The organism is Psychrobacter sp. MF31 (assembly GCF_012847335.1).
Classification (GTDB): domain Bacteria; phylum Pseudomonadota; class Gammaproteobacteria; order Pseudomonadales; family Moraxellaceae; genus Psychrobacter.
Window position 1 is genome coordinate 33,271 of record NZ_JABBDX010000006.1, and the last position, 26,316, is coordinate 59,586.

The window sequence follows — 26,316 nt, forward strand, 5'->3', positions numbered from 1 at the left end:
GAGTTATTAAATCAATAAAAAATCGATTTAATATATTGATTTTGTGTCAATCGCTCGATATTTGGTGACCAGCGCTTATCTATGCTGAAAATAGATCCTCTTTTCTAGACTTTTCGATATAGGCTGACTGATATTGCTTGCGGTATCGGTGCATTGATGCCGCTTTGTTGGCTTTAAATACTAAGTTAAAGCTTGAAAAGTTGACAATAAAGATTTGAGTTGGTTCTTGATAGTCTTGGTAATCTTGATGACTGGTGGTTATTAGCACCGAGTGCGGTGGTCTCGTTTGGATTAAAGTGTTGCAATAATATTTTGATTCTAGCTTGGGTGAGGAGCACAAAGATCATGACTGCCTTTAATTGGTCAGCAGTTGCGTTTATTTTAGCCGCGATCGGATTGGTCGTTTTTATGCTTGTGGTGCCGCGCCTACTTGGCGGCAGATCTCAAGGCATGCAAAAAGAAGAAATCTTTGAGGCGGGTGTTGTCGGAGCTGGCAATGCCCGCATTCGTTTGTCCGCCAAATTTTATTTGGTCGCGATTTTCTTTGTGATTTTCGATTTAGAAGCCCTTTATTTATACGCTTATGCGGTTTCCGTCCGCGAAACTGGCTGGGCAGGATTTATTGCCGCGGCAACCTTTATTATCGATTTGCTCATTGGTCTCGTTTATGCATTAAGTCTTGGCGCGCTCAATTGGGCGCCTGCGGACAAGCTTCGTAAAAAAGTCCGACTCTACGCTCAGCCTGCAGGCTTTAATCTTGCCGATATCACCCGCTTTGATGGCGCTCATGAACTGATGGTTGATCCGACCGGAAAAGTGCCCGCGCAGTCGTCAGGACAAATCAATGTGTCTAATAATATTGAAGCCAATCGCCGCCATCTTGAGAGCATTGACCATATTAATACCACAGGAAATATTACTTCGGTGGACTTTGCCGCACCGCCTAAAAAACGTGGTCGCTGATTGCATAAGCTTACCCAAGTTAAGCCTGAAAAAAGCTGTTGCGGCGGCTACCGAATCTTGATTAAAAGGTGTCTGATATGAAATATACATTAACCAAAGCTGATCCGGATGCACCAATTTATCCGGCGCAGTCGCGCCAAACGGTTGAAGACCCTACAGAAAGTGAAGTCAATAAAAACGTCTTTATGGGGCGACTCGAAGATTTGGTTCATTCAACTGCCAACTGGGGTCGCAAGCACTCGCTTTGGCCGTTTAACTTTGGCACGTCGTGCTGCTATGTGGAATATGCCACAACGCTTACCGCCGTTCATGACTTATCGCGCTTTGGGGCAGAAGTTATTCGGGCATCCCCACGTCAAGCGGATGTGATGATTGTGGCAGGAACGTGCTTTATTAAAATGGCCCCGGTCATTCAGCGCCTTTATGAGCAAATGCTTGAGCCAAAGTGGGTCATATCTATGGGCGCTTGTGCCAACTCAGGCGGCATGTATGATATTTATTCGGTGGTTCAAGGCGTTGATAAAATCATTCCGGTGGATGTTTATATTCCTGGCTGCCCGCCGCGACCTGAAGCATTGATCCAAGCGCTGATGCTCCTTCAAGAGTCGATCACCAAAGAGCGCCGCCCGCTTGGCATTCATATGAAAGACCAAGGCATTTATCAGCCGCAAATGATGCCTGAACGCGACCGCAAACAAGCCGATCGCATCGCGGTGAAAAATCTGCGCAGCCCCGACAGTATTTAATTGATCGCTTAACGCGTAAAAAGGAAACCCTCATTCATGGTCACGGTCGTTGAAAATTCAGAGTCGCAACTTCATTCGCTGCCCGCAGTTATCACGGAGCTTGAGCAGGCGTATTCCGGAAGATTTGTCGTTCAGCATACCGTTGATGAGATTCCAACGGTTTGGGTTGCTCGTGAAGATGTTCATGAGGTGCTGCTGTTTTTGCGAAAGTTGCCCAAGCCTTATGTGATGCTGTTTGATTTGTCCGCGATGGATGAGCGTTTGCGCCAGCACAGACAAGGCTTACCTGACAGCGACTTCACGGTGTTTTATCATTTAATGTCGCTTGAGCGCAACAGTGATATTCGCGTTAAAGTGGCGTTAAGCGAAGATGACTTGAACCTACCAACCGCGACCAACATTTGGCCAAACGCTAACTGGTATGAGCGCGAAGTTTGGGATATGTTTGGCATTGTGTTTACCGGACATCCGCATTTAACGCGAATTTTATTGCCAAAATATTGGGAAGGTCATCCTTTAAGAAAAGAATATCACGCTCGTGCCACTGAATTTACCCCGTACTTTTTGAACGCTGCCAAGCAGCAATTTGAGCAAGAAAACTTGCGCTTTGTACCAGAAGAATGGGGAATGAAGCGCTCAGGTCGCGATGAAGACTTTATGTTTTTGAACATTGGTCCAAACCACCCGTCAGCTCACGGTGCGTTTCGCTTAGTGCTGCAATTGGACGGCGAGGAAGTCGTTGATTGTATCCCTGATATTGGTTATCACCACCGCGGCGCTGAAAAAATGGCGGAGCGGCAGACTTGGCACTCCTACATTCCTTATACCGACCGGATTGATTATTTGGGCGGGGTGATGAATGAGTTGCCTTATGTGATGTCGGTTGAAAAGCTTGCCGGAATTACCGTTCCACCGCGTGCTGAAGTCATCCGCGTGATGATGAGTGAGTTTTTTAGAATCACCAATAACTTACTTTACGTCGGAACCTTTATTCAAGACGCAGGCGGAATGACGCCGGTGTTTTATATGTTTACCGACCGTCAAAAAGCTTATGACGTGATCGAAGCGGTCACCGGCTACCGGATGCATCCGGCGTGGTTCCGAATTGGGGGCACGGCAGCAGACTTGCCGATTGGTTGGCAAAAGCTGGTTCGTGAGTTTTTAGACTGGATGCCCAAGCGCTTGGATGAATATACCAAAGCGGCGCTGCAAAACAGTGTACTAAAAGGCAGAACTCAAAACGTCGCTCAGTATAATGCTAAGCAAGCGCTTGCTTGGGGCGTAACTGGCGCAGGACTTCGCGCTACCGGAATCGATTTTGACCTTCGAAAAGCTCGACCTTATATGGGCTACGAAAATTACGATTTTGAAATCCCAGTTGGTTACAACGGTGATGCTTATGACCGCTGTATGGTCAAAATGGAAGAGATGCGCCAGTCGCTACGAATTATTCGTCAGTGCTTGGACAACATGCCGCAAGGTCCTTATAAAGCCAATCATCCACTAGCCGTTCCGCCACCAAAAGACAGAACGCTGAACGACATTGAAACCTTGATTAACCACTTTTTATCGGTATCTTGGGGTCCGGTCATGCCAGTAGGTGAGTGCGCGACGATCGTTGAGGCGACCAAAGGCTTGAACAGCTATTACATCACTTCGGATCGCTCGACCATGAGCTATCGGACGCGGATTCGCACGCCAACGTTTGCGCATATTCAGCAAATGCCCTCAGTGATTAATGGCTCATTGGTGTCCGATGCGATTATGTATTTGGCATCGATTGATATTGTAATGGCGGACTGTGACCGCTAGAGCAAAGTACAGTTCATTAACATGCGCTTTGCCAAAAGGATGATGCTAAGCGTTTGAAGCGGTAAACGCCTGAGCCAAAAATAAGCGGTTCTTCTCCGGGTGAGTGAGGATAGAGAAAAAAATATGAAGATTGTGACTGATAAAGCGCCCAAAGTTGACGTGGCAAGTATCTTAACCGAGGATGAAATTGCAGCAATTCATGAATTTATGCATCACTATCCACATGCAAGAGCGGCATCCCTTGACGCGCTAAAAATCGTTCAAAAGCGCAACGGCTGGGTCGATGACGCCCAAGTGAACGCCATTGCCAATATTTTAGACATTCCGGTGACCGATATTGATGGGGTGGCAACCTTTTTTAACCGTATTTATCGTCAGCCTGTTGGTCGTCATGTCATTTTGATTTGCGACTCCATTGCGTGTTATTTGACCGGTTATGAAGCCTTGAGTGCTGCACTAAAAGCTGAGCTTGGTATTGACTATGGTCAAACCACGCCTGATGGTAGATTTACTTTATTGCCGATTTGCTGTCTTGGCAACTGCGATAAAGGTCCTGCCGTTTTGATTGATGAAGACACTTATGGTCCTGTAATGCCTGAGGAAGTCGCCCAATTATTGGAGCTTTACGCATGAGTCTTACCGTAGCCGAACAAATTGCCCAGCGTCAAAATGGTCTTGCCCCAAGCCAATTAAACAATCAGCGCATTCCCATTTATGGTGATAAAGCCACGGCAACAAGCGAGACGAAACCTTTGACGTGGCGCTTAGCCCATCACGACGCCGTTCTTGATTTTAAAACGCATGAGTCCCTTCGCGGTTTTGAAGCGTTAAAAATGGCGCTCAATCAATCCGCTGATGCCACGCTCAACACCATTAAAGAGGCGGTGGTGAAAGGTCGCGGCGGTGCAGGATTTCCTGCCGGAATCAAATGGTCACTGATGGCACCGCCAGATGGGGGTCCTCGTTACCTACTTTGTAACGCTGATGAGATGGAACCTGGAACCTTTAAAGACCGTCTGTTGATGGAGCGCTTGCCGTTTCAGTTGATTGAAGGCATGATTATTTCCGCCTACGCCATTGGGGCAACGGCAGGATATATCTTTATTCGCGGTGAATATATTTTAGCTGCTGAGCGCTTAAACGCGGCGATTGATGAAATGATTGCCAACAATATGCTTGGCGACAATATTTTAGGCACCGATTTTAGCTTTGATTTGCACGTTCATACTGGCGCTGGGCGATATATTTGCGGTGAAGAAACGGCGCTGATTAACTGCTTAGAGGGTCGACGAGCAAACCCGCGAACCAAGCCGCCATTTCCGCAAGTGGCTGGCGCTTGGGGTCGACCAACGGTGGTCAACAACGTTGAAACGCTTAATAACGTTCCGGCGATTATTTTACATGGCAGCAAGTGGTATCAAGATTTACCCAAAGTCAAAGGTAAAACTGAAACGCCAGGAACGAAACTGTTTGGCTGTTCGGGACTGGTCAATGACGGCGGACTTTGGGAGCTGCCTTTTGGTTATACGGCTCGCGAAATCATTGAAGACTTTGCCGGCGGCATGAAAGACGGTCGCCAATTAAAAGCTTGGCTTCCAGGCGGCGCGTCCACCGACTTTTTAACGCCGGATCATTTAGATGTGATTATGGACTTTGACACCATTCAAAAAGCCGGAAGCCGATTAGGAACAGGGCTGATTATGGTCGTTGATGAAGCGCAAGATATGGTCGCACTTGTTCGCAACTTAGAGATCTTTTTTCAGCGCGAATCGTGCGGTTGGTGTACGCCTTGCCGTGATGGGTTGCCTTGGGGCGTGAAGCTTTTGACGGCGATCAATGATGGCGCAGGTCAAGAAGGCGATATTGAAAAGCTTGAGGGCTTAACCCGCGACTTGTGGATCGGCAAAACTTTTTGCGCCCACGCTCCTGGGGCAATGGAGCCTTTAATGAGCGCAATTAAATATTTCCGGCCTGAATTTGAGCAAAAAATCGCCACGGCAGTTGGAGTTTCAGCCATTGATGCTGCAGCTCAAGCGCCGCTTGGTGAACAATAAGGAGAGCGGCATGGCAGTCATTCATATTGATGGAACTACGGTTGAGGTCGATGGCGCTGACAATTTGCTGCAAGCGTGTTTGTCCTTGGGCATTGATGTGCCTTATTTTTGTTATCATCCGGCGCTTGGCTCAGTCGGCTCGTGCCGTCAGTGTGCGGTCAAACAGTACCAAAACGCGGAGGATTTAGCTGCCGGTCGCGGTCGCCTTGTCATGTCGTGTATGGTAGCGCCAACCGATGATATGTATATCTCAGTGACCGACGACGAAGCCAAAGCGTTTCGCAAATCCATGGTTGAGCTACTCATGACCAACCATCCGCATGATTGCCCAACGTGTGAGGAGGGCGGTCATTGCCATTTGCAAGACATGACTTATATGTCAGGTCACAATGAGCGCCGCTACCGTTTTACCAAGCGCACGCATTATAATCAAGATTTGGGACCGTTTATTGCTCACGAAATGAACCGCTGCATTGCTTGCTATCGCTGCGTCCGTTTTTATAAAGACTATGCTGGTGGCGAGGATTTGGGCGTTTATGCGTCAAACAACCGCGTTTATTTTGGTCGCGATAAAGATGGTCAGTTTGAAAGCGAGTTTTCAGGGAACTTAACCGAAGTTTGCCCAACCGGCGTGTTTACAGACAAAACCCACTCCGACCACTATAACCGTAAATGGGACATGCAGTATGCGCCAAGCATTTGTCATGGCTGCTCAGCTGGCTGTAACATTTCAGCAGGCGAGCGCTATGGTGAGCTGCGCCGAATTGAAAACCGTTATAATGGTGAAGTCAACGGTTACTTTTTATGTGACCGTGGTCGCTTTGGTTACGGCTATGTCAACCGAGCTGATCGTCCGGTTCAAGCAGTTGCTCGCAACAATGGTTCGCTTGCGCAAGTGGATATCAATTATGCCCTTGACCGCGCAGTTAGCGAAATTATCGATAAAAAAGTGGTTGGCATTGGTTCGCCGCGAGCCAGTCTTGAAAGCAATTTTGCTTTAAAAACGATGGTTGGTTTTGAGAATTTTTCAACCGGACTCAATCATGAGCAGCAAGCTTTGATGGAAAAAACCATTGAAGTGCTGCAATCTGAAGGTATTTATAACCCAAGCTTAAAAGAAGTTGAAGACCATGACGCGGTATTGATTTTAGGGGAAGACATCACCCAAACCTCCTCGCGCGTGGCTCTTGCTATTCGTCAATCGGCAAAAAATAAAGCCATTGATATGGCAGCGGCGACCAAAACCCAGCCTTGGCTTGCCGAGCCGGTTTTGCGAATTGCGCAAGGGGCAAAAAGTCCGGTTTACGTCATTGATGTGGCACAAACAAAACTTGATGACATCAGTAAAATCAGCTGCGTGGCAACGCCTGAAGATATCGTTGCTCTTGGTTTTAAAATTGCCGATGAAATCAATAGTTTTCATGATGATTTAACGGTTATTGACGCGCCAAAAGCCGATGATAAGCTTGATGCGATGACCTCGCTTGCTCAGCAAATCGCTTATGATTTAATCACGGCAAACCGACCGCTTGTGGTATCTGGAAGCAGCTTATCGTCTATTGCTTTCATTGAAGCTGCCGCGCAAATTAGCCAAGCGTTGACGCAAAAGCGCGAGGCAATTAAAGCGACCGAAGCTGATCAAGTAAAAGCGCATAATGACAAAGTTCGCGCCGCGCAAGCACAAGCTGCTACGCCGCAATTAAATGAAGATATTGAGCTTGCCGCAAAACCTGAAAAATCAGAAGTTGCTGGTGATAAAGACGTTCAAGACGACACTGAGCGTGATCCTGCCACCGCACTTGAGCTTAAGGAAGTCAACGAGCGTTATCATGGTCAAGCCGGAACGTATTTGACCGCGCCTGATGCCAATAGTTTAGGCGTTTGCTTGCTTGGTGGCAAATCAGTTGAGGAGCTGTTAGCAGCTGACTTTGATGTGTTGATTGTGGCTGAAAACCAATTATCCAATGTTATTGAGCCGCAAAAGCTTGCACAATTATTGGCTGAAAAAACGGTCATTGTTTTAGACCATCAGCATTTTGATTGGCATAATGATGCCACTATGGTGCTGCCAGCGGCAAGTTTTGCTGAAGCCGATGGCACGCTGGTTTCTGCAGAAGGTCGCGCCCAGCGCTTTTTCCAAGTTTATGACAACAATTATTATCATCCAAATAGCGCGATTAAAGAAAGCTGGCGCTGGCTTCATGCTGTTCATAGCACACTGTTTAGCCGAAATGTGGATTGGACGCAGCTTGATGATGTGATTCAGGCATTGGTTGCCACGCATCCAAAATTGTCTGGCATTCAAAATGCAGCGCCCGATGCAGATTTTCGTATTACCGGACTTAAAATTGCCCGTGAACCGCGCCGCTACTCGGGTCGAACCGCAATGCGAGCGCCAATCTCCATTCATGAGCCGATGCAGCCAAAAGATATTGATACCAGTTTGACCTTTTCGATGGAAGGTTACAGCGGTACCCAAACGCCAAGCGCGATGATTCCATTCGCGCAAGCTCCCGGTTGGAACTCACCGCAAGCTTGGAACAAATACCAAGATAAAGTTGGCGGTAGCTTAAAGCAAGGCGACCCTGGTGTTCGCTTGTTTGACAGCGTTGATCGCTTACCGCGCCGTCAGTATGTTGCCCCAGATTTTGCAAATCGAACCACTGATTTACAAAAAGGTCAGGCAAAGTTGGTTCCGCTTTATAACATGTTTGCAAGTGCTGAGATGGCATCACGAAGCCCGATTGTGGCATCACAACTGCCGGTTGCTGCTTGGAAAATTGGTGCAGATGATGCTCAAAACTGGCAAGTCAATGACGGTGATTATTTAGAAATTGAAGTCAATCAGCAAGCCATGACGCTTCCGGTTCAAGTGGTGCCGTATTTGGCGGAAGGCAGTATTGGTTATCCGGTAGGTCAGGTGAATATTTTGCACCAAGCGATGCCGGCAAGCGTTCGCAAAGTTGCTGCGCCAATGATTGATATTGATCGCGCGGAAGTGGCGCCAACGACCATTCAAGAGGTTTAAGATGACTGTGACGCGAATTATCCCTGAAGCGCCAAGTTTTTTGGCAGCAAGTTTGAGCGCTGAGACGTGGTCGATCTTGTTTATGGTCATTCAAGCCATCGTTATTTTTTTGGTGGTGGTGATTACCGCCGCGCTTATGATCGTTTATGAGCGCCGAATGCTCGCACTTTGGCAAGACCGTTATGGTCCAAACCGCGTAGGACCTTTTGGTTCACTGCAATTGGTTGCCGATATGCTCAAAATCTTCTTTAAAGAAGATTGGACGCCTAATTTTACCGATAAGTTTATCTTTACCTTAGCGCCTGCGGTGGCAATGTTTACCGCCTTAGCCTCGTTTGCCATTATTCCGGTGTCGCCAACGTTAGGCGTTGCTGATTGGGATATCGGTATTTTATTTTTCTTTGCGATGGCAGGGATTGCCGTTTATGCGGTGATGTTTGGGGGTTGGGCGTCAGCAAACAAGTTTTCTTTACTTGGGGGACTACGCTCGGCGGCGCAAACGATCAGCTATGAGGTGTTTTTAGGGCTGTCATTAATGGGTGTGGTAGCGCTGACCGGATCATTTAACCTTCGCGCGATTGTCGAGGCGCAAGTGGATGGCTGGTACATCATTCCGCAATTTTTTGGGTTTTTAACCTTTGTAGTGGCAGGTGTTGCGGTCACTCACCGCCATCCGTTTGACCAACCTGAAGCGGAGCAAGAGCTAGCTGAAGGTTATCACGTTGAATATTCTGGTATGAAATTTGGGATGTTCTTTATTGGCGAATACGTCAACGTGGTATTAATTTCAGCGCTGATGACCTGCTTGTTTTTTGGCGGCTGGCTTGCGCCATTTAACCTAAACATTCCGTTTGTGCCACCAGCGTTTTGGTTCATCATTAAGACCTTGTTTTTCATGACCATGTTTATCTTAGCTCGCGGTTCACTCATGCGCCCCCGCTACGATCAGGTGATGAATTTTGGGTGGAAGGTATGTTTGCCGGTAACGCTCATTAATTTGTTGGTAACGGCGGCAGTAATTTTACTGTTTTTCCCAAAGCTATAACTTATCCGGCTTAAAAGATGTTGATAAGGATTGTAATCCTATGTTTACGACGATAAAAAAGACGGTCATTGGGATATTTACCATTGTCCGCAGTATGTGGATGGTCAATAGCCATGCCTTACGACCGCGCGATACCATTTTATACCCCGACGTTCCGGTTCCTGTGCCGCCACGGTTTCGCGGTCGTATTGTACTAACGCGTGATCCTGATGGCGATGAGCGCTGCGTGGCTTGTAACCTTTGCGCGGTGGCGTGTCCTGTAGGCTGTATCTCGCTACAAAAAGCGGAGCGCGAAGACGGTCGCTGGTATCCTGAATTTTTTCGGATTAACTTTTCGCGCTGCATTTTTTGCGGCATGTGTGAAGAGGCGTGCCCAACCACCGCGATTCAGTTGACACCGGATTTTGAGCTTGGGGAATATGTCCGCCAAAACTTGGTCTATGAAAAAGAGCATTTACTCATTTCAGGACCGGGAAAATATCCAGATTATAATTATTATCGCGTGACGGGAATGGCAATTGCGGATAAACCTAAAGGCGCGGCGCAAAACGAAGCGGCACCGATTGATTTAAGGAGCCTATTGCCATGATGAATTTGCTGAATAATCCTGATTTGGTCGGGTTTTATGCGCTAGCGGCAGTGGCGATTTTTGCAAGTTTGCGGGTGGTGATTCACGCCAATCCGGTTCATGCCATTTTATCGATGATTGTGTCCTTGCTTGCGGTTGCCGGAATCTTTTTTATTTTAGGCGCGCCGTTTGCAGGAGCGCTTGAGATTGTCGTTTACGCTGGCGCCATTTTGGTGCTATTTGTATTCGTGATTATGATGCTCAACCTTGGCATGCGCAATGAGTTGATTGAAGAAAGCTGGCTTGATGCTAAAACGTGGGCGGTGCCAACGGGGCTAACGATCATTATTGCGGTAGTATTGTTTGCCTTGCTTGGCATGGGTCATAACGACGCGGCGGTGATTGGTGGGGTAAGCATTCCTGCAAAAGCCGTCGGAACGGTACTGTTTAGCCACTATATTATGATCGTTGAAATTGCCGCGTTATTGCTGCTTGCAGCTTTGGTTGCCGCTTATCATTTAGGCAAAAAGTCATTAAGCGATGCGGTCATGGATGATTTGGATGCCAATTCAGCCGCTGATTTTGACTATGCTGAGGTAGATCCGCAAGATTTTGTGGGGTTAAAAAAAGCGCCGCGTAAGGAGCTCAAGTAATGGTACAAGCTGAAAGTGGTGCGCAAGCGGCTGCCATGCCTTTTGCCCACGAAATGGTCGCGCAAGCCCCTGTGATTGAGGCACAAAATGTGCTTGGGGTCATTCCGATGAGCCACGGGCTGATTTTGGCAGGGATTTTATTTGCCATTGGTCTTTGTGGGGTGATGGTTCGGCGCAATTTTTTATTTATGCTAATGAGCCTTGAGATTATGATGAACGCGGCGGCGCTTGCCTTTGTGGTTGCGGGAAGTCGCTGGGTCAATCCTGATGGTCAGGTGATGTTTATTTTAATTTTGACCTTGGCTGCCGCTGAGGCGTCTATCGGGCTTGCCATATTGTTGCAGTTTTATCATAAGCGTGGTCACTTAGATGTCGACAGCGCCAACGAGATGAAAGGATGATGTCATGAGTTTATTACCATTAACCTTTATATTTCCGCTCGTTGGCTTTTTGATTTTAGCCTTTTTGCGTGACAAGTTGTCCGAGATGGTCGCAACCGTTGTGGGCGTTGGCAGTATGCTTTTGTCCGCCCTTTGCGCGCTTTTTGCAAGTTTTGAGTTTTTAACCAATGAGCCTTTAGGGGCGGTGGTTGAAATACCACTTTGGACTTGGTTTCAAGTCGGCGATTTTGCGCCAAGCTTTGGGCTAAGCTTTGATGGCTTAGCGTTGACCATGACGGGTGTGATTACTGGCGTGGGCTTTTTAATCCATTTATTTGCGTCATGGTATATGCGCGGCGAGTCTGGATTTGCACGCTTTTTTAGCTATATGAACCTGTTTGTGGCAAGTATGTTGCTGCTGGTTTTAGGGGATAATTTATTATTGTTATACCTTGGCTGGGAAGGCGTTGGGATTTGCTCGTACTTGCTGATTGGTTTTTATTTTGACAATCGCGCCAATGGTCGCGCGGCAATTAAAGCCTTTACCGTAACCCGCGTTGGTGATGTATTTTTAGCATTTGGCTTATTTTTATTGTTCCGCGAATTTGGAACGCTCAACATTCAAGAAATCATTACCCGAGCGCCTGAAATATTTACCATCAATAACCCAACGATGGTGTTAACAACGATGATGCTCGTTGGTGGTGCGATGGGTAAATCAGCGCAGATTCCACTTCATACGTGGCTTGCTGATGCGATGGCGGGACCAACACCGGTATCAGCGTTAATTCACGCGGCAACGATGGTCACCGCTGGCGTTTATTTAATTGCCAGAATGCATCCGCTGTTTTTATTAACGCCTGAAGTGTTGCTATATTGGGTGGGTGCGGTTGGTGCCATTACCCTTGTGGTCGCAGGATTTTGTGCGCTTGCGCAAACGGATATTAAGCGAATCCTTGCTTATTCAACCATGAGCCAAATTGGGTATATGTTTTTGGCACTTGGCGTTGGTGCTTGGCAAGGGGCAATTTTCCACTTAATGACCCACGCATTTTTTAAAGCGTTGTTGTTCTTATCGTCAGGGGCGGTCATTTTAGCGGTTCACCATGAGCAAGATATCTTTAAAATGGGCGGGCTTCGTAAGAAAATCCCACTCGTTTTTTGGTGTTATTTGATTGGTGGCGGGGCACTCGCAGCCATTCCTTGGGTTACCGTCGGCTTTTATTCAAAAGAAGCCATTTTATGGGAAACTTTTGCCACCGGTCATCAAGTGCTATTTTATATGGGCGTATTTGGCGCGTTCTTAACGGCTATTTATACCTTTAGAATGATTTGGATTATCTTTTTTGGTGAGGAAAAAACGGCTGCGCATAAGTTGACGGGCGTATCTTATTGGTTGCCACTGGTGATCTTATTGGTGCTGTCAACGGGCGTTGGCGCGCTGATTGTGCCGCCGCTACAAAACGTGTTGCCAGAAAGCTATGGTCATTTGCTTGAGGTTGCCGGAAATGCTCATGATAAGCACACGGCTGAATTTATCGCGATGGGAGCGATGGTTGCAGGATTGATTATTGCTACGCTATTGTACGTGGTTGATAAAGGTCGAATGCTAATGCGCTTTAAATCGTCACGATTTGGCGGGGCGCTGTATCACTTTAGCTATCATGGCATGGGCTTTGATGCGCTTTACGATATTATTTTTGTGAAACCCTTTTTGTTTATCGGTCGATTGGTCAAAGCAGATCCGGTGGATAAGACTTGGAATATTTTGCCGATGTTGGCGTCAGCGGGAAATAAAATGCTGTCTTTGACGCAATCTGGGTCACTTCGTGGTTATGCCGCAAGCTTTGGTTTGGGTGCAGCTGTCCTGTTGGTGCTGGTAATGATGACGGTGGTATAAGATGATGGAGTTACAACAAACATGGTTGCTGCCGGCGCTGATTGCCATCCCGTTTATTGCAGGGCTGCTGTGCTGGCTGGTTGAGCGGGTAAATAAACGCTTGCCGCGCTGGATTGCGCTCATTGGGATGATAATCACTTTTGCGCTGTCTTTGGTGCTTTGGCAGCAAGGTGGCTTTAGCGGAATGAGTCAGCAAGCCATCACGCCCGATGCGTCAGCGCCGTGGATGGCGCAGTTTAGCGTGCCTTGGATTCCAAGCTTTGGTATTAGCTTTCATTTGGCGATGGATGGTTTGTCGCTATTGATGGTCGCCTTAACTGGCTTTTTGGGAATTGCAGCGGTTGCCTGTTCGTGGAATGAAATTCAGCGCCGAGTTGGGTTTTTTCATTTAAACTTGCTTTGGAGCTTGGGCGGCGTTATTGGCGTTTTCCTTGCGATTGATTTGTTCTTATTCTTCTTTTTCTGGGAGATGATGCTGGTTCCCATTTACTTCTTGATTGCCCTTTGGGGTCATGATGTGGTAGGCGGCAAAAGCAAAGAATACGCGGCAACCAAGTTTTTTATTTATACCCAAGCTTCAGGGCTTATCATGCTCATCGGCATTTTGATTTTGGTTATTATCAATTATGCGACGCGCGGTGTGGTTAGCTTTAATTATAATGATTTGCTTGGAACACCGCTTGGCGGTTGGGAATACCCCATCATGCTGTGCTTTTTTATTGGCTTTGCGGTCAAGCTGCCTATCATGCCATTTCATGGCTGGCTGCCGGACGCTCACGCTCAGGCGCCAACCGCAGGTTCGGTGGATTTGGCTGGGGTGTTGATTAAAACTGCCGCTTACGGGTTGATTCGCTTTGTGTTGCCATTATTCCCCGCCGCCTCACAGGAGTTTGCGCCGATTGCCATCACCCTTGGAACGATTGGCATTTTTTATGGCGCTTGGCTTGCCTTTATGCAAACCGATATGAAGCGCTTATTGGCTTATACCAGTATTTCGCATATGGGATTCGTGGTATTGGCAATTTATGCCGGAACGCTATTAAGTCTTCAAGGTTTGATGGTGCAAATGCTGGCTCATGGCTTAAGCTCAGCGGCGCTGTTTATTATGGCAGGTCAGTTGTATGAGCGCTTGCACACCCGCGATTTGACCTTGATGGGCGGAATGTGGGGTCAGTTCCGCTATTACGCGCCACTATTGATGTTCTTTTGCGCCGCGCTTCTTGGTATCCCCGGAACCGGAAACTTTATTGGCGAGTTTATGATTTTGCTTGGCTCATTTGCTCAGTATCCTATGTTTGTGGTTCTTGCCACGTTCAGCTTGGTTCTGGCAGGGCTTTACTCGCTAATTTTGATTTACCGTGCTTTATTTGGCGCAAACAATATCTCTGAGGTGGCGCTTCGCGAAACCAAATCGCATGGTCTACCAAGCCGCCGTTTAAAAGATTTGGGTAAACGCGAGATTACGTTGCTCTTGGTGCTTGCCGCTGGACTGGTTTGGCTTGGATTATATCCGCAGCCGGTACTTGATACCTCAAGTCATGCCATGCAGTGGATTAATAATGCTTATGTTTATAATCAAGTGACGCAAATTGATATGTCGCAGTTGCTTGATGCAGTGGAGGCGCGCTAATCATGACTGAGATTACAATGAATGATTTGATGGGGCTGATGCCTTTTGCGCCAATCATTGCGGTGGTAATTACGGTGCTTTTGGTGATGATCGCCATCACCGTAAAACGCTCGCATGTGGTGACAGGAACCATTGCCGTTGCCGGATTAAATGTTGGGCTATTTACCCTTATTGGTCAAATGGCAGGCGTCATTAGCCGTGGCAGCGCAGTTCCAAATGCTGAGCAGATGTTTGTCATCGACAATTTTGCTCAGTTTAATATGGTGGTGATTTTTATTTGTGCGCTGGCGTGCTGTACGCTGGCTTATGCTTACCTTGCCAATTTAAATGACAACAAAGACGAGCTTTATTTATTGCTGTTGTTGTCAACGGCAGGGGCGCTGCTTATGGTTTGCGCTCAGCATATGGCGGCGTTTTTCATGAGCCTTGAGCTGTTGTCGGTTCCGCTTTATGGGCTGCTGTCGTACACGTATTTGCGCAACCAATCGCTTGAATCGGGGCTTAAATATTTGGTGTTATCCGCCACCGCATCAGCTACGATTTTGATGGGAATGGCGTTTATTTATGCCGAAGTTGGAACGCTCAGCTTTCGACCCATTAGCCTGATGCTTCCTAATATCTTTGAATCACCAATGCTTGTTTTAGGCGTGGCAATGATGATATTTGGCATCGGTTTTAAATTGTCAGCAGCGCCGTTTCATGCTTGGACACCAGACGTTTATGAAGGTGCACCAGCGCCGATTGCAACTTATCTCGCATCGGTATCAAAGGTTGCGATGATGGCGCTTGCCATTCGCTTTTTGATCGATTCGGCACTGCTTGCGCTCCCTTCAGTACAAATGCTGCTTATGGTTATGGCAACGCTGTCTATTTTAGCCGGTAACTTACTTGCCGTTCGCCAAACCAGCCTTAAGCGTTTGCTTGGTTATTCCTCCATTGCGCATATGGGCTACGTGCTTGTGGTTATCGTGAGCATTGGCGCTGCGGCTGATAGTATTTCAAGCATGTATATGGCAATTTATGCGCTGACCTCGATCGGGGCGTTTGGGGTGGTGACCTTGATGTCAAGCCCATACCGCTTAGCGGGTGAAGCTGATGATTTAATTCATTATCAAGGCTTATTTTGGCGCCGCCCAGTGCTCACTGCTGTGATGACGATCATGATGTTGTCTTTAGCAGGGATTCCGCTAACAGCAGGATTTATCACCAAATTGTTTGCTATTTTAGCGGCAGTTCAAGGTACGCATTGGTTCTTAGCAGCGATGATTATCTTGGGTAGCGCTATCGGTCTGTTTTATTACCTTCGTGTGATGCTTACCTTGTTTAAACGTCCAAAAGAGTTTATCGAGTTTGACGTTTCAGGTCAGTGGGGTATCAAAACTGGTGGCATCATGGTGATTGCAGTTACCGCGGTGATTATCTTCTTTGGGGTATTGCCAAATACCTTGATTGAATGGTCAAGCCTTGCGCGTATTTGGTAAGGCGGCGTAAGCTGACGGATGCACTAGGTTATGATAAGCTTAGTGCATCTTTTTTTGGGCAAAAAATAAGGTCAAATGATGAGTGAGTCAAACATTGCTTTGGTTAACGTGCTAAGTAAAACGACTTGGACGCCCAATTTGTTCAGCTTTACGGTCAGCCGTCCCGACAGCTTTAAATTTACTGCCGGTCAATTTGTTCGCCTTGGCGTCAATCCAAGTAAACTTCGCTATCATATTGAGACAGAAAATGACGCGCCGGATGAGGATATTTTTCGGGCATATTCGATTGTATCGTCACCCTTTGATGAGGTGCTTGAGTTTTTTTCTATCGTCATTCCCGATGGCGCGTTTACTTCCGAATTGCAACATTTACAAGTCGGCGATACGCTACTTTTAAATACAACGCCCTTTGGATTTTTAACCCTCGCTCGCTATCAAAAGCCGTTACCAAAAGATTTATGGCTGCTGGCTACCGGAACGGGACTTGCGCCGTTTTTATCGATGCTGCAAGATTTACAAACGTGGCAGGATTATGAGCATATCGTTTTAGCTTATAGCGCAAGAACTCAAGACGAGCTTGCTTATTTGGATAAAATTCAAGCCTTACAGGAGGATTTTGGCAGTTTAGTGGACAATCCTGCCAAGCTGATTTTTATCCCCATTGTCACTCGTGAAAAAATGGCAGGGGCACTCAATGCAAGGCTGCCAAAGTTATTATTAGACGGTAGTCTTGCCAAAGCAGCAGGCGTTGATTTGGAAACCGAATCTGCGCATATCATGCTTTGTGGCAACCCTGACATGGTTGAGGACACCAAAGAAACCCTTAAATCCATGGGATTTGTCATGAATCGGCGCGGCGAGGGCAATATTGCTGTCGAAAACTATTGGTAAATTCACTTTTTATCTCAACTTGCCGTAAAACCATGCCTCTCTAACCATGGATATAAGGCGACAGCCGTTGACGTTTAAAGTGGCAATAAGCTTGCTAAGACTCACTAAATCTATCAAAATCAAACCATGAAAACCCTTAAACTCAGGCTTAAAGACAAACACGCCAAGCAGCTTACTCAATTAAGCGGTAAGGTTAATTTTGTTTGGAACTACGTCAATGAGTTGAGTTTTAAGCACTTACAGCGAACTGGCAAATTCTTTAGCGCTTACGATTTAGCAGAATATACCAAAGGCTCAGGTGAATATTTAGGATTGCAATCACAAACCATTCAAGCGGTTAGCGAAACCCATGCCAAAAGCCGAAAGCAGTTTAAAAAAGCCAAATTAAGATGGCGAACCAACAACCCTAAATCAAGCAAAAAAAGCTTAGGTTGGATACCGTTCAAAAAGAGCGCCATCAAACACCTAGCCACCCGCCAAAGCGGTAAAAAGGCGCTTAAATCAACCCTTCAATTAAGCTTAGCCAAAGGTCAAAAGCTGATTATTGAGCTTTGGGATAGCTACAATTTAGCATTGTATGACCTAAACACCCTTGAGTTGGTTCAAGATGCCAGGGGCAGATGGTACGCTTGCATCACAGTCAAAGCCCAAGCTGACGCCAAAGTCCAAAGCGGCAAAGGTCAGGTCGGCATTGATTTGGGTTTAAAAGAAGCCGCGACTACCTCAAATGGTGATACCCTCACCGTCAAACAAACTCAAAAATGGGCGGTAAAACTGGCTACGGCTCAGCGCGCCAAAAACAAAAAGCGCGTCCAAGCCATTCACGCCAAGATTAAAAATACAAGACGAGATTTAATCCATAAATTCACCACGCAACTGGTTAAAGACAATGCCTTGATTGTGATTGGTAACGTTAAATCAAAACCATTCACAAATAAAAAAACCAAACTAGCTAAATCGACTTATGATGCCAGTTGGTTTGAGCTTAAACGGCAATTGGACTATAAATGCAAGCATGCAGGTTGCCGTTTTGAGATCGTGAATGAACGATACACTACCCAAACCTGTTCAAGCTGTCGTCAAATCGGTGACAGCAGCCCTAAAGGGCGTCAGGATCTTGGAATAAGAGAATGGACTTGTGAGTGCGGTGTCACCAATCACCGCGATGTTAATGCGGCAAAGAACATTCTTGCGGTCGGGCTTGACCGTCTAGCAGTAGGAATCCCCTCTCTTTAGGGAGGGGAGGAAGTCAATCTTCGGCAGGTTCGGTGGCATCACCAAGCGGATTGATCGGACCTTTCATCAACTCAGGATCTGGCTCGTCTTTATCGCTAATGATGTCCTCGCCCGTGCTGCCGCCAAGTAAATCGCGGTAGTTAATTTGAGTTTTTAAAATAAGTTGGTCTTCAGCAACTTCGCCATCATTGACCTGAACCTTATGCAGCGCACTCATAATCTTGTCATTTTTTTTCAGCCAGCGGTGAATGTCGAGATAAATGATGTCCTCTTTGGGTCGCGCGATATTGATATAGCTTAAAATTACCCCAAGCGGGTCTTTTTTCAAAACGCTATGATAAAACCAAATGGCAAGCTTAATGCCTTGGCGTTTGACAAACGACTCACAGCGCAAATTAAGCACATCCGTATAAGTTAGTTGCCCAAACACAAAGCGCTGAACGTTGCGGTCTAATTGAACGTGAACGAGGCGAAAATTGCTTGCCACTTCAGCATAAATCCCCACCACGTTAATGGTCGCAAATAGCCGAAACCAATCATCATGAAGCTCAACGCGAAGCTCTAAAATTGCTTTGACGTTGTCAGTGACAAATTTTTGTAAGGCATCATTGACGTATTTTTGGGCAACCGGAAGATGAAGCTCATCGTCCATTTTGTCCGCCGTTTTTTGATACAGCTGCTTTAACTGGAAGCTTAAACTGTCAAAGCTGCCGGTCAAAGCGTCGCTGATGCGCTGACCAATCGTTTCAATCGTGTCCTCAATATTTTCAAAATCGCTCAAGGTCTTGTCCTTATTATCAATGTTCACAAGTAGCATTATTTTTTGCCATTAAAAGCAGTATATAACAAAAATGCTTGCTAATAACCCTCGGCGCCGCTTTGTAGCAAATCTACTAAAGAAGATAACGCGATTGGTGCTAAACTTAAAAATGCTGCTGGTAAAAAGCCGCTTTAATAGTTTTTAATAATTTTGAAATTCATCAAAGAGTTGGTATGAAAGTTTTAGGATTTGATTGGGATTTGGCGCTGCTTGCCGACAACGCCGTGATTATTGGCATAAAAATCATCGTCGCCTTACTGATCTTTTTCATTGGGCGCTGGCTTGCCAAAAAATCGGTCGCGTTGGCAAATACGGTGATGTCCCGAAGTAAGATCGAAGATACGGTAGCAAGCTTTTTAAGCCGATTGCTTTATGGGGTGCTGCTTGTTGTGGTGGTGCTATCGGCGCTCAATCACGTGGGAATCCATACCACTTCAATTGCCGCAATTTTGGGTGGCGCGGCAGTTGCCATTGGGCTATCGCTTAAAGATCAGCTGTCAAACTTTGCGGCAGGGATTATGATTATCACCTTTCGTCCCTTTGTTTGCGGCGATTACGTTCAGATTAATACCTTTGCCGGCACCATTTCGCAGATTACGTTAATTAATACTCATCTGACTACGGTGAACAACCACGACATCATCATCCCAAATGGCAGTATTACCACCTCAGCGGTGACCAATTTTACCGCGCTTTCCAATCGCCGCGTCGATATCACCATCAAAGTGGGCTTTGATAAAAACCTAAAAGCCGCCAAAGCCACCATGCTCAAGCTTGCAAATGATAATGATAAAGCCCTTAAAACGCCTGAGCCTACGGTTCAAGTGACCAGTTTAGGCGACAGCTCGGTGGAGCTGACCTTAAATGTCTGGTCAACCAATAAGGACTGGTGGGAAATGCAATGTGAGCTGCTTGAAGCGTTGACATATGCGCTCAAAGAACCTACTTAAATGTATGGCTATTGATAAGGGTTAGCAATGCCAAGTCGTGCTAAAATGGCAATCTCAAAGCTTTCCATTTCCTCTTGTTCGGCTTTGCCTAATTCGTGGTCAAAGCCGAGTAGGTGCAACATCCCATGAACCAATAAATGCTGAATATGATCGTCAAGCGTTTTGTGTTGCTCGGCGGCTTCACGCGCCATCACCTCATGGCAAATGATTAACTCGCCCAGCGGTAGAGCAGGCAGGAGCGCTAAAATGGCTTCGGGAAAATCGCTTGGGTAAGATAAAATGTTGGTGGCGTAATCCTTGCCGCGAGCTTCTAAATTTAACTGCTGACCTTCCTTAAGATCAGTGATATAAAGATCAAGCATTTTTGGTGCTTCTAGCCAATTGTCACTATCGGCAAAATAGGGCAGCGTTAACCCGTCTTTTAGCCGCGTGGATATGTCATCAAGGGCGGTTTGAACGACGAGAGAGAGCTTCTCTTCGCTGTAATAATTTTCTAAAACTGCCTCATCAATATTATCATTAGCGCTTATGGTTAATTCGCAAGAATCATTATTCATAATTGTCCTAAAATTCAAATGTTAAATGCATCACAATCAGTAAAAAACCGGAAAAGCCTTTGCCCTCCGGTTTTTGTTCGACTTAGCTAATAAAGCCGTTTACGCTTCCAAATTTGCCAATCGCGATTGCTCTTGTTCAGCCAAGCGCTCTTGTTTGCGTTTTTCTTTGATTCGTTCTTGTTCTTCGTCAAACTCATCATAAGCTTCAACGATTTTTTGCACCAAATGATGGCGAACGACGTCTTTGGAGTCAAATTTAGTAATGTGAATCTCGTCAATATCGCTTAAAATCTCCATGGCTTGCGCTAGTCCCGATTTAGTACCGCGCGGTAAATCCACTTGAGAAATATCGCCCGTAATCACTGCCCGCGAGCCAAATCCTAACCGCGTTAAGAACATTTTCATTTGTTCAGGGGTGGTGTTTTGCGCTTCATCCAAAATGACAAACGAGTTGTTGAGCGTCCGACCGCGCATGTAGGCAAGTGGCGCAATCTCAATCTCTTGGCGCTCAATCATTTTGCCGACTTTTTCAAAGCCAATCATTTCATAAAGCGCGTCGTAAAGCGGTCGCAAATACGGGTCGATTTTTTGGGTTAAATCGCCGGGTAAAAAGCCCAATTTTTCACCAGCTTCTACCGCAGGTCGAACCAGCAAAATGCGCTCAATTTCGTTGCGCTCAATCATATCCACGGCGCAAGCAACGGCAAGATACGTTTTGCCCGTTCCGGCAGGACCAATGCCAAAGCTAATGTCCGAGGTCAAAATATTTTTGACATAGCGCTGCTGATTGCCACCGCGAGGAATGATTTTGCCTTTTCGCGTCCGCAAGGTAACTGGCGTAAAGTCCTTTGGCTCGTCAAAGTCAGCGCTGTTATTGTCATCATCGTTTTTTGCGGTTGGTGTATTGTCAATCACGTCGTCATCATCGCGGGCAAGGCTTGATTGAATGATTAAATGCAGCTCTTGCGGGCTGATGTCTTTTGAATTTTGCGCTTCATCGGCAAGCTTATATAAAATGCGCTCACCAAGCTCAACGCCGCCTAAATCGCCACTTAAGGTAAAATCGCCATTGCGCTGGCTGATTTTAATATCAAGGCGCTCTTGAAGGTATTTTAAATGGTTGTTAAATTCGCCCAAGATGGTTTTGAGGTGCGCTTGGGTCAAATGCTCAAAGGTAACATGGCGGCTTATGGTATCAGTCAAGCGATTATCCTTCTTATAGTCAAAATTATAAAAACTCCTGACTTCATTATGGTTGATAGAATTTAAAATTCAAGCCAAATCCCCTGCCAAAGCGCGCTGTTTTTGTATGTTGATTGCAACCGCTCGGCAAGCGATTTGAACCGTTTAATGAAACGACACGATGATTTTTGTGCCTGAAGTTTTGTACTTGAGGAGTTAAGTAATCACGACACAGCTTGGCGCAAAATATTATAAGATGCTTAAAGTTTGATTGCCCTTTTTATGTTAGGGTTTTGCCATTTTTTATTAAATAACGAATTGAATAATGATAAGGATAATTTTATGCCAAATGTCAAAAGCTCAACCGCAGCCATTACTGATGAGCACGTATTAATCGTTGGCGGTGGTCATGTGGGGCTATCGTTTGCGCTCATGCTGGCTCATCAAGGGATTAAAAGCACCTTGCTTGAAAAAAACCGCTTTCCAGAATTAAGCCCTAATGATGACGGCTTTCAAACGCATTATTTGGACAGCCGAAACACGGCGCTGTCACGGCGAACGGTGCAAATTTATCAAGAAATTAACCTTTGGGACAACTTGCAAAGCCACGCTTGCCGAATTGACGGCGTTGAAATCAGCGAGCAGGGCAGCTTTGGCAAGGCGGCGCTTAATAAAGAAGAAGAGCACGTCGAATCGTTTGGTCAGGTGATGGAAAACGCTTGGCTGGGTCGAAAGCTGCTTTTGGCGGCAAAAGATAATCCGTTGATTACCTTGATTGATAATGCTCAAGTGACTGATGTGGCGCAAGATAGCGACAGTGTAAGCTTAACTTTTAGCTATTTTGATGAAACTAACGATCAGCAATTGCAAGGCAGCATTTTGGTCGCTTGCGATGGTCGCGATTCTACCGTTCGTAATATTTTAGGCATTGAAACGACAACTTATGATTACGGTCAAACGGCAATCGTTGGCGTGGTCGAAACCGATCAGCCGCACAATCATATTGCCATTGAGCGCTTTAGTCCGGCAGGACCTTTGGCAGTATTGCCGCTGACGGACGCCGATGGCGATGGCAATCATGAGTTGCAAACCGGTCATCGGCGCTCGGTGGTTTGGGTTTGCCCAAAAGGGGAAGAAAGCGACTATCTGACCGATGAGGCGCATTTTTTACAGACTTTGCAAGAAGCATTTGGAGATCGCGCCGGCACGTTTTTAAAAGCCGGTCGCCGCGGCGCTTATCCGCTCACGCGAGTGCTTGCAAAAAGCCAAGTTTTGGGGCGCTGCGTGATTATGGGAAATGCGGCGCACACGTTGCATCCGGTGGCAGGTCAGGGCTTTAACTTATGCATGCGTGATGCTCACGTTCTTGCCAAAATGCTGGCGCGTCAGGTGCTAAAAGGCGAGGACATTGGTGATAATAATATGCTCAAGCGCTACGAGCGCGCCCGCCTTGTGGATCAAAAGCGCGTCATTCGCTTTTGTGATGCGGTCGTTCATGGTTTTACCCACCCAAATCCTGCGGTGAAATTGGCGCGAAATATGGCGCTGATAGCCTTTGATAAATTGCCTCGCGTTAAACCATTGGTTGCCAATTATGCGATGGGGCTTAAGTCTTGATGGCTTATTTTTTAATGGTTTATTTTTTAAAATTTTAAAGTCCAATTTTTAAAGCATTGTTTTAACACCCAATTTTAACAGTATCTTTTTTATAAGGATAATTTTGTGAGCAAATCATCCAGCCAAACTCTTATCATCGGCGGCGGCATCGTTGGCGCAACGTTGGCGTTAAAGCTTGCGCAAAATAAACACCCGGTTACCTTGATTGACGCACGACCCAAGTTAAGCGTTGAAGACTGGGATGCCAAACTTGCCAATCGCGATGCAAGAGTTTATGCGTTAAGCCTTGCCAGTATTGAGCTGTTAAAAGCCGTTGGCGCTTGGGACTATATCGTCACATCTGACCGCAAAGCCGATTATAACCAAATGCAAGTTTGGCAATTAAACGGTATGGGCGAGCTGTTATTTAACGATGAAGAGGCAAGCGGTTTACTTGGCAGTATGGTTGAGCCGTTTGTAATTGAGTTTGCGCTTTGGCAGCGTTTGCAAGAGGTCGCCGACAGCGGTGATTTAACCTTAATTTCAGGTCAAAAAGTACAAGCGCTTGATTGGTTAGGAGAAGATAGCGGCTATCGGGTAACGCTTGATGATGGTCAGCAATTTAGCGCGCCGCTGCTCGTTGGTGCGGACGGTCGCGGCTCGTTTGTGCGCAGGCAAGCAGGGATTGAGATTGATACTTTAGATTATCAGCAAACCGCCATTTGTTGCGCCATTCAAACGCAAAAACCGCACAAGGCAACGGCGCGTCAAGCTATGCTTCCTACCGGAACGCTTGCGCTGTTGCCGCTCGCCGATATTATCAATAACGACAAAGCAAATCCGCAGCATTGGCAATCTATCGTTTGGAGTTTACCGCGAAATCGGGCGCTTGAGCTACTTGCCGAGCCGCCGCGCGTTCTTGCTGATAAGCTTGCCGCGGCTTGCCACTATGAGCTTGGCGCGATTGAGACCATTGAGTCCGTCGCCAGCTTTGATTTGACCGCTCAACACGCCAAAAGCTATATCGCGCCCAATTTGGCATTGATTGGCGATGCTGCCCACGGCGTCCATCCGCTGGCAGGTCAAGGGCTAAATCTAGGAATGTTGGATGTGACCGCCTTATCAAGTCAACTTGAGCGCGATTTTCAACGTAGCGGCGGCAACGCTTGGGGCAAATGGCAAACGCTCAGCCGTTACGAGCGCGAGCGCCGACCGCATAACAGCATGATGATGCACAGCTTTTCGATGATTAATTGGCTGTTTGCCGGTGACTTGGCGCAGCTTCGACCCGTTCAGCAGCTTCGCAATGAAGGTATGTATCGCGTTGGCAAAATCAAACCGTTAATGCGATTGTTTGCGAAAAAGGCAAGTGGGGTTTAACTTAAAAGGACTTTATCATGAAAAAGAATTTTTATTCGGCAATTATGATTTTTAGTAGCGCTTTAGCCTTATCCGCGTGTCAAACCGCGCCACAACCAATAATGGTTAGTCAGCAAATAAATACCGTTGCGACTCCCATTTTGGACTCAGATGGCGACGGCGTTCCGGATGACATCGACCAATGTCCTGTGACACCGCCAAACGTGGTCGTTGATGAAAGAGGCTGTCCTTTTATGGGCGAGGTCGGATTAATGATGGAATTTCGCGCCTTTTTTGAAAAAGATAGCAGCGAGCTTTCACCAGAGTACCAAGCCGAACTTGATAGGGTGGGCTTGAGAATGCAAGAGTACAAACATTCTATTATAAAAATCGAGGGTCATAATTCAAGAACGGAAGTTGATAGCGCTGATTTAAACAAACCCAATCCACTGGCGCAAGCTCGAGCTGATAACGTTAAAAATTATCTGATGTCAAAGTTTAACATTTCGTCTGAACGTATCAAGGCAATTGAATACGGCGCAAATAGACCGATTGCGCCATCCGATACTGAAGAAGGCAATATATTTAATCGCCGAGTTTATGCGCTTGCGTTTGAGCCTAACGAATATAGAAAAGGCTTTAATTAAAAAAATTTAGGACAAAGAAAGGGCAGAATAATTATTAAAAAGGACTTTACCATGACATCAAAAGTTTATTTAGCTATGGGTATTTTTAGCGTTTTAGCCTTATCGGCGTGTCAAGCTGAGCCAAAGTTAGCTGCTGATAACTCAATAAAAACGCCAATGCCAATTTTAAGCGTAAATCTTGATTCTGACGGCGATGGCGTTCCCGATAATATCGACCGTTGTCCGAATACGCCGCTTCATACGGTTGTCGATGCTTCAGGCTGTCCCGTAGTCGTAGATGGCAGCGGAATTGAATTGATGTTTAACGCTTTTTTTCCGAAGATGAGCAGCCAGCTTTCTAACATTTATGAGTCTGACATCTATGAGACGGAATTTAAGAAAATCGCTGAAAATCTTAATGATTATCCCAAAGCAAGCGTTTTTATTTTTGGTCATGCCGCAGCCAATGAAGTAGCTTATCAGGCTTTATCAGGATTTGATTCATTGTCGCGAAATCGAGCGCTTAGCCTTAGAAATAAACTGGTGCTAGATTACAAAATTGCGCCCGAACGTATCAAAACTTATGACTGTTCAAATAAGCAGTTTGATGAGGATTTTGAGAGTATAGACAGTCATTTTAAGGCACTAAACAGCAAAGGATTTGAATCAAAACAAAGCCGAGCAACCTTGATGGTAAGTAGTGCGGTGAGTGAATTAACGAACCTTAATTATGACTATTACATAAAAAGATATGGCGGGTATGCAAAATACTGTCAGCCGTTCAAGTAAACCGCTTTAATTTGTTGTTGTCATAAACTGCGATTAATAATTAGCAAAAT

23 protein-coding genes are annotated in these 26,316 nt (G+C 46.2%); 20 read left to right on the plus strand and 3 right to left on the minus strand.

Translation table 11 applies throughout. The features are described 5' to 3' along the window. The first annotated feature begins 345 nt into the window (after nucleotides 1-345). The 15 genes from ndhC to HF322_RS08945 all read left to right on the plus strand — a co-directional run bounded on the left by ndhC (nucleotide 346) and on the right by HF322_RS08945 (nucleotide 18,387). Nucleotides 346-963, plus strand: a complete 618-nt coding sequence (gene ndhC / locus HF322_RS08875) for an NADH-quinone oxidoreductase subunit A (protein ID WP_169393097.1) — start codon at nucleotides 346-348, stop codon at nucleotides 961-963. A 77-nt stretch (nucleotides 964-1,040) separates the two neighbouring features. After that, nucleotides 1,041-1,709, plus strand: a complete 669-nt coding sequence (locus tag HF322_RS08880; RefSeq protein WP_169393098.1) for an NADH-quinone oxidoreductase subunit B family protein — start codon at nucleotides 1,041-1,043, stop codon at nucleotides 1,707-1,709. Nucleotides 1,710-1,745: 36 nt separating this feature from the next. Continuing rightward, nucleotides 1,746-3,521, plus strand: coding sequence for an NADH-quinone oxidoreductase subunit C/D (gene nuoC, locus HF322_RS08885; protein WP_169393099.1), 1,776 nt, complete (start codon nucleotides 1,746-1,748; stop codon nucleotides 3,519-3,521). Nucleotides 3,522-3,644: 123 nt separating this feature from the next. Next, complete coding sequence (nuoE, locus tag HF322_RS08890) at nucleotides 3,645-4,154, plus strand: NADH-quinone oxidoreductase subunit NuoE (protein ID WP_169393100.1); 510 nt, start codon at nucleotides 3,645-3,647, stop codon at nucleotides 4,152-4,154. Beyond that, the gene (gene nuoF, locus HF322_RS08895) at nucleotides 4,151-5,575 is read left to right on the plus strand and encodes an NADH-quinone oxidoreductase subunit NuoF (protein WP_169393101.1); all 1,425 of its coding nucleotides are present in this window, start codon (nucleotides 4,151-4,153) and stop codon (nucleotides 5,573-5,575) included. Before nuoE ends, nuoF begins: the two co-directional genes overlap by 4 nt. A gap of 10 nt (nucleotides 5,576-5,585) precedes the next feature. Continuing rightward, on the plus strand, nucleotides 5,586-8,603 hold the full coding sequence (gene nuoG, locus HF322_RS08900) for an NADH-quinone oxidoreductase subunit NuoG (protein ID WP_169393102.1): 3,018 nt from the start codon (nucleotides 5,586-5,588) through the stop codon (nucleotides 8,601-8,603). A 1-nt stretch (nucleotide 8,604) separates the two neighbouring features. Continuing rightward, nucleotides 8,605-9,648 carry an NADH-quinone oxidoreductase subunit NuoH gene (nuoH, locus tag HF322_RS08905; protein WP_169393103.1) on the plus strand — a complete coding sequence of 348 codons (1,044 nt, stop codon included), beginning with the start codon at nucleotides 8,605-8,607 and terminating at the stop codon, nucleotides 9,646-9,648. A 40-nt stretch (nucleotides 9,649-9,688) separates the two neighbouring features. Further along, nucleotides 9,689-10,237: an NADH-quinone oxidoreductase subunit NuoI gene (gene nuoI, locus HF322_RS08910; protein WP_169393104.1), complete on the plus strand. Its 549-nt coding sequence runs from the start codon at nucleotides 9,689-9,691 to the stop codon at nucleotides 10,235-10,237. Beyond that, complete coding sequence (gene nuoJ, locus HF322_RS08915) at nucleotides 10,234-10,869, plus strand: NADH-quinone oxidoreductase subunit J (RefSeq protein WP_169393105.1); 636 nt, start codon at nucleotides 10,234-10,236, stop codon at nucleotides 10,867-10,869. The genes nuoI and nuoJ overlap by 4 nt, the downstream gene beginning before the upstream one ends. Nucleotides 10,870-10,922: 53 nt before the next feature. Further along, nucleotides 10,923-11,270: an NADH-quinone oxidoreductase subunit NuoK gene (nuoK, locus tag HF322_RS08920; RefSeq protein ID WP_188211250.1), complete on the plus strand. Its 348-nt coding sequence runs from the start codon at nucleotides 10,923-10,925 to the stop codon at nucleotides 11,268-11,270. A gap of 4 nt (nucleotides 11,271-11,274) precedes the next feature. Next, the gene (gene nuoL / locus HF322_RS08925) at nucleotides 11,275-13,149 is read left to right on the plus strand and encodes an NADH-quinone oxidoreductase subunit L (RefSeq protein WP_169393107.1); all 1,875 of its coding nucleotides are present in this window, start codon (nucleotides 11,275-11,277) and stop codon (nucleotides 13,147-13,149) included. Between the two features lie 4 nt (nucleotides 13,150-13,153). Then, the gene (gene nuoM, locus HF322_RS08930; protein WP_188211251.1) at nucleotides 13,154-14,779 is read left to right on the plus strand and encodes an NADH-quinone oxidoreductase subunit M; all 1,626 of its coding nucleotides are present in this window, start codon (nucleotides 13,154-13,156) and stop codon (nucleotides 14,777-14,779) included. A 2-nt stretch (nucleotides 14,780-14,781) separates the two neighbouring features. Further along, nucleotides 14,782-16,260: an NADH-quinone oxidoreductase subunit N gene (locus HF322_RS08935; protein ID WP_169393109.1), complete on the plus strand. Its 1,479-nt coding sequence runs from the start codon at nucleotides 14,782-14,784 to the stop codon at nucleotides 16,258-16,260. A 78-nt stretch (nucleotides 16,261-16,338) separates the two neighbouring features. Next, the gene (locus tag HF322_RS08940; protein ID WP_169393110.1) at nucleotides 16,339-17,151 is read left to right on the plus strand and encodes a ferredoxin--NADP reductase; all 813 of its coding nucleotides are present in this window, start codon (nucleotides 16,339-16,341) and stop codon (nucleotides 17,149-17,151) included. Between the two features lie 126 nt (nucleotides 17,152-17,277). After that, on the plus strand, nucleotides 17,278-18,387 hold the full coding sequence (locus HF322_RS08945) for an RNA-guided endonuclease TnpB family protein (protein WP_169393111.1): 1,110 nt from the start codon (nucleotides 17,278-17,280) through the stop codon (nucleotides 18,385-18,387). Between the two features lie 13 nt (nucleotides 18,388-18,400). Here HF322_RS08945 and HF322_RS08950 read toward each other — a convergent pair whose 3' ends face one another. After that, the gene (locus HF322_RS08950; protein WP_223193249.1) at nucleotides 18,401-19,168 is read right to left on the minus strand and encodes a hypothetical protein; all 768 of its coding nucleotides are present in this window, start codon (nucleotides 19,166-19,168) and stop codon (nucleotides 18,401-18,403) included. 212 nt (nucleotides 19,169-19,380) lie between these two features. On the opposite strand from HF322_RS08950, the gene HF322_RS08955 reads away from it, so the two are divergent. Continuing rightward, entirely contained in the window at nucleotides 19,381-20,157 is a 777-nt protein-coding gene (locus HF322_RS08955; RefSeq protein ID WP_169393113.1) for a mechanosensitive ion channel family protein, read from the plus strand. Between the two features lie 8 nt (nucleotides 20,158-20,165). Here HF322_RS08955 and ybeY read toward each other — a convergent pair whose 3' ends face one another. Both ybeY and HF322_RS08965 read right to left on the minus strand, forming a co-directional pair. Next, entirely contained in the window at nucleotides 20,166-20,714 is a 549-nt protein-coding gene (ybeY, locus tag HF322_RS08960) for an rRNA maturation RNase YbeY (RefSeq protein ID WP_169393114.1), read from the minus strand. Nucleotides 20,715-20,813: 99 nt separating this feature from the next. Beyond that, complete coding sequence (locus HF322_RS08965) at nucleotides 20,814-21,917, minus strand: PhoH family protein (RefSeq protein WP_219848210.1); 1,104 nt, start codon at nucleotides 21,915-21,917, stop codon at nucleotides 20,814-20,816. Nucleotides 21,918-22,238: 321 nt separating this feature from the next. On the opposite strand from HF322_RS08965, the gene HF322_RS08970 reads away from it, so the two are divergent. The 4 genes from HF322_RS08970 (at nucleotide 22,239) to HF322_RS08985 (ending at nucleotide 26,266) form a co-directional block, all read left to right on the plus strand. Continuing rightward, a complete protein-coding gene (locus tag HF322_RS08970; RefSeq protein ID WP_169393115.1) occupies nucleotides 22,239-23,513 on the plus strand; it encodes an FAD-dependent monooxygenase in 1,275 nt (424 codons plus the stop codon). A gap of 105 nt (nucleotides 23,514-23,618) precedes the next feature. Continuing rightward, a complete protein-coding gene (locus HF322_RS08975; RefSeq protein ID WP_169393116.1) occupies nucleotides 23,619-24,872 on the plus strand; it encodes an FAD-dependent monooxygenase in 1,254 nt (417 codons plus the stop codon). A gap of 17 nt (nucleotides 24,873-24,889) precedes the next feature. Further along, complete coding sequence (locus HF322_RS08980; RefSeq protein WP_169393117.1) at nucleotides 24,890-25,498, plus strand: OmpA family protein; 609 nt, start codon at nucleotides 24,890-24,892, stop codon at nucleotides 25,496-25,498. Nucleotides 25,499-25,549: 51 nt separating this feature from the next. After that, nucleotides 25,550-26,266 (plus strand): OmpA family protein, encoded by a 717-nt coding sequence (locus HF322_RS08985; protein ID WP_169393118.1) that lies wholly within the window; start codon nucleotides 25,550-25,552, stop codon nucleotides 26,264-26,266. Nucleotides 26,267-26,316: the final 50 nt, after the last annotated feature.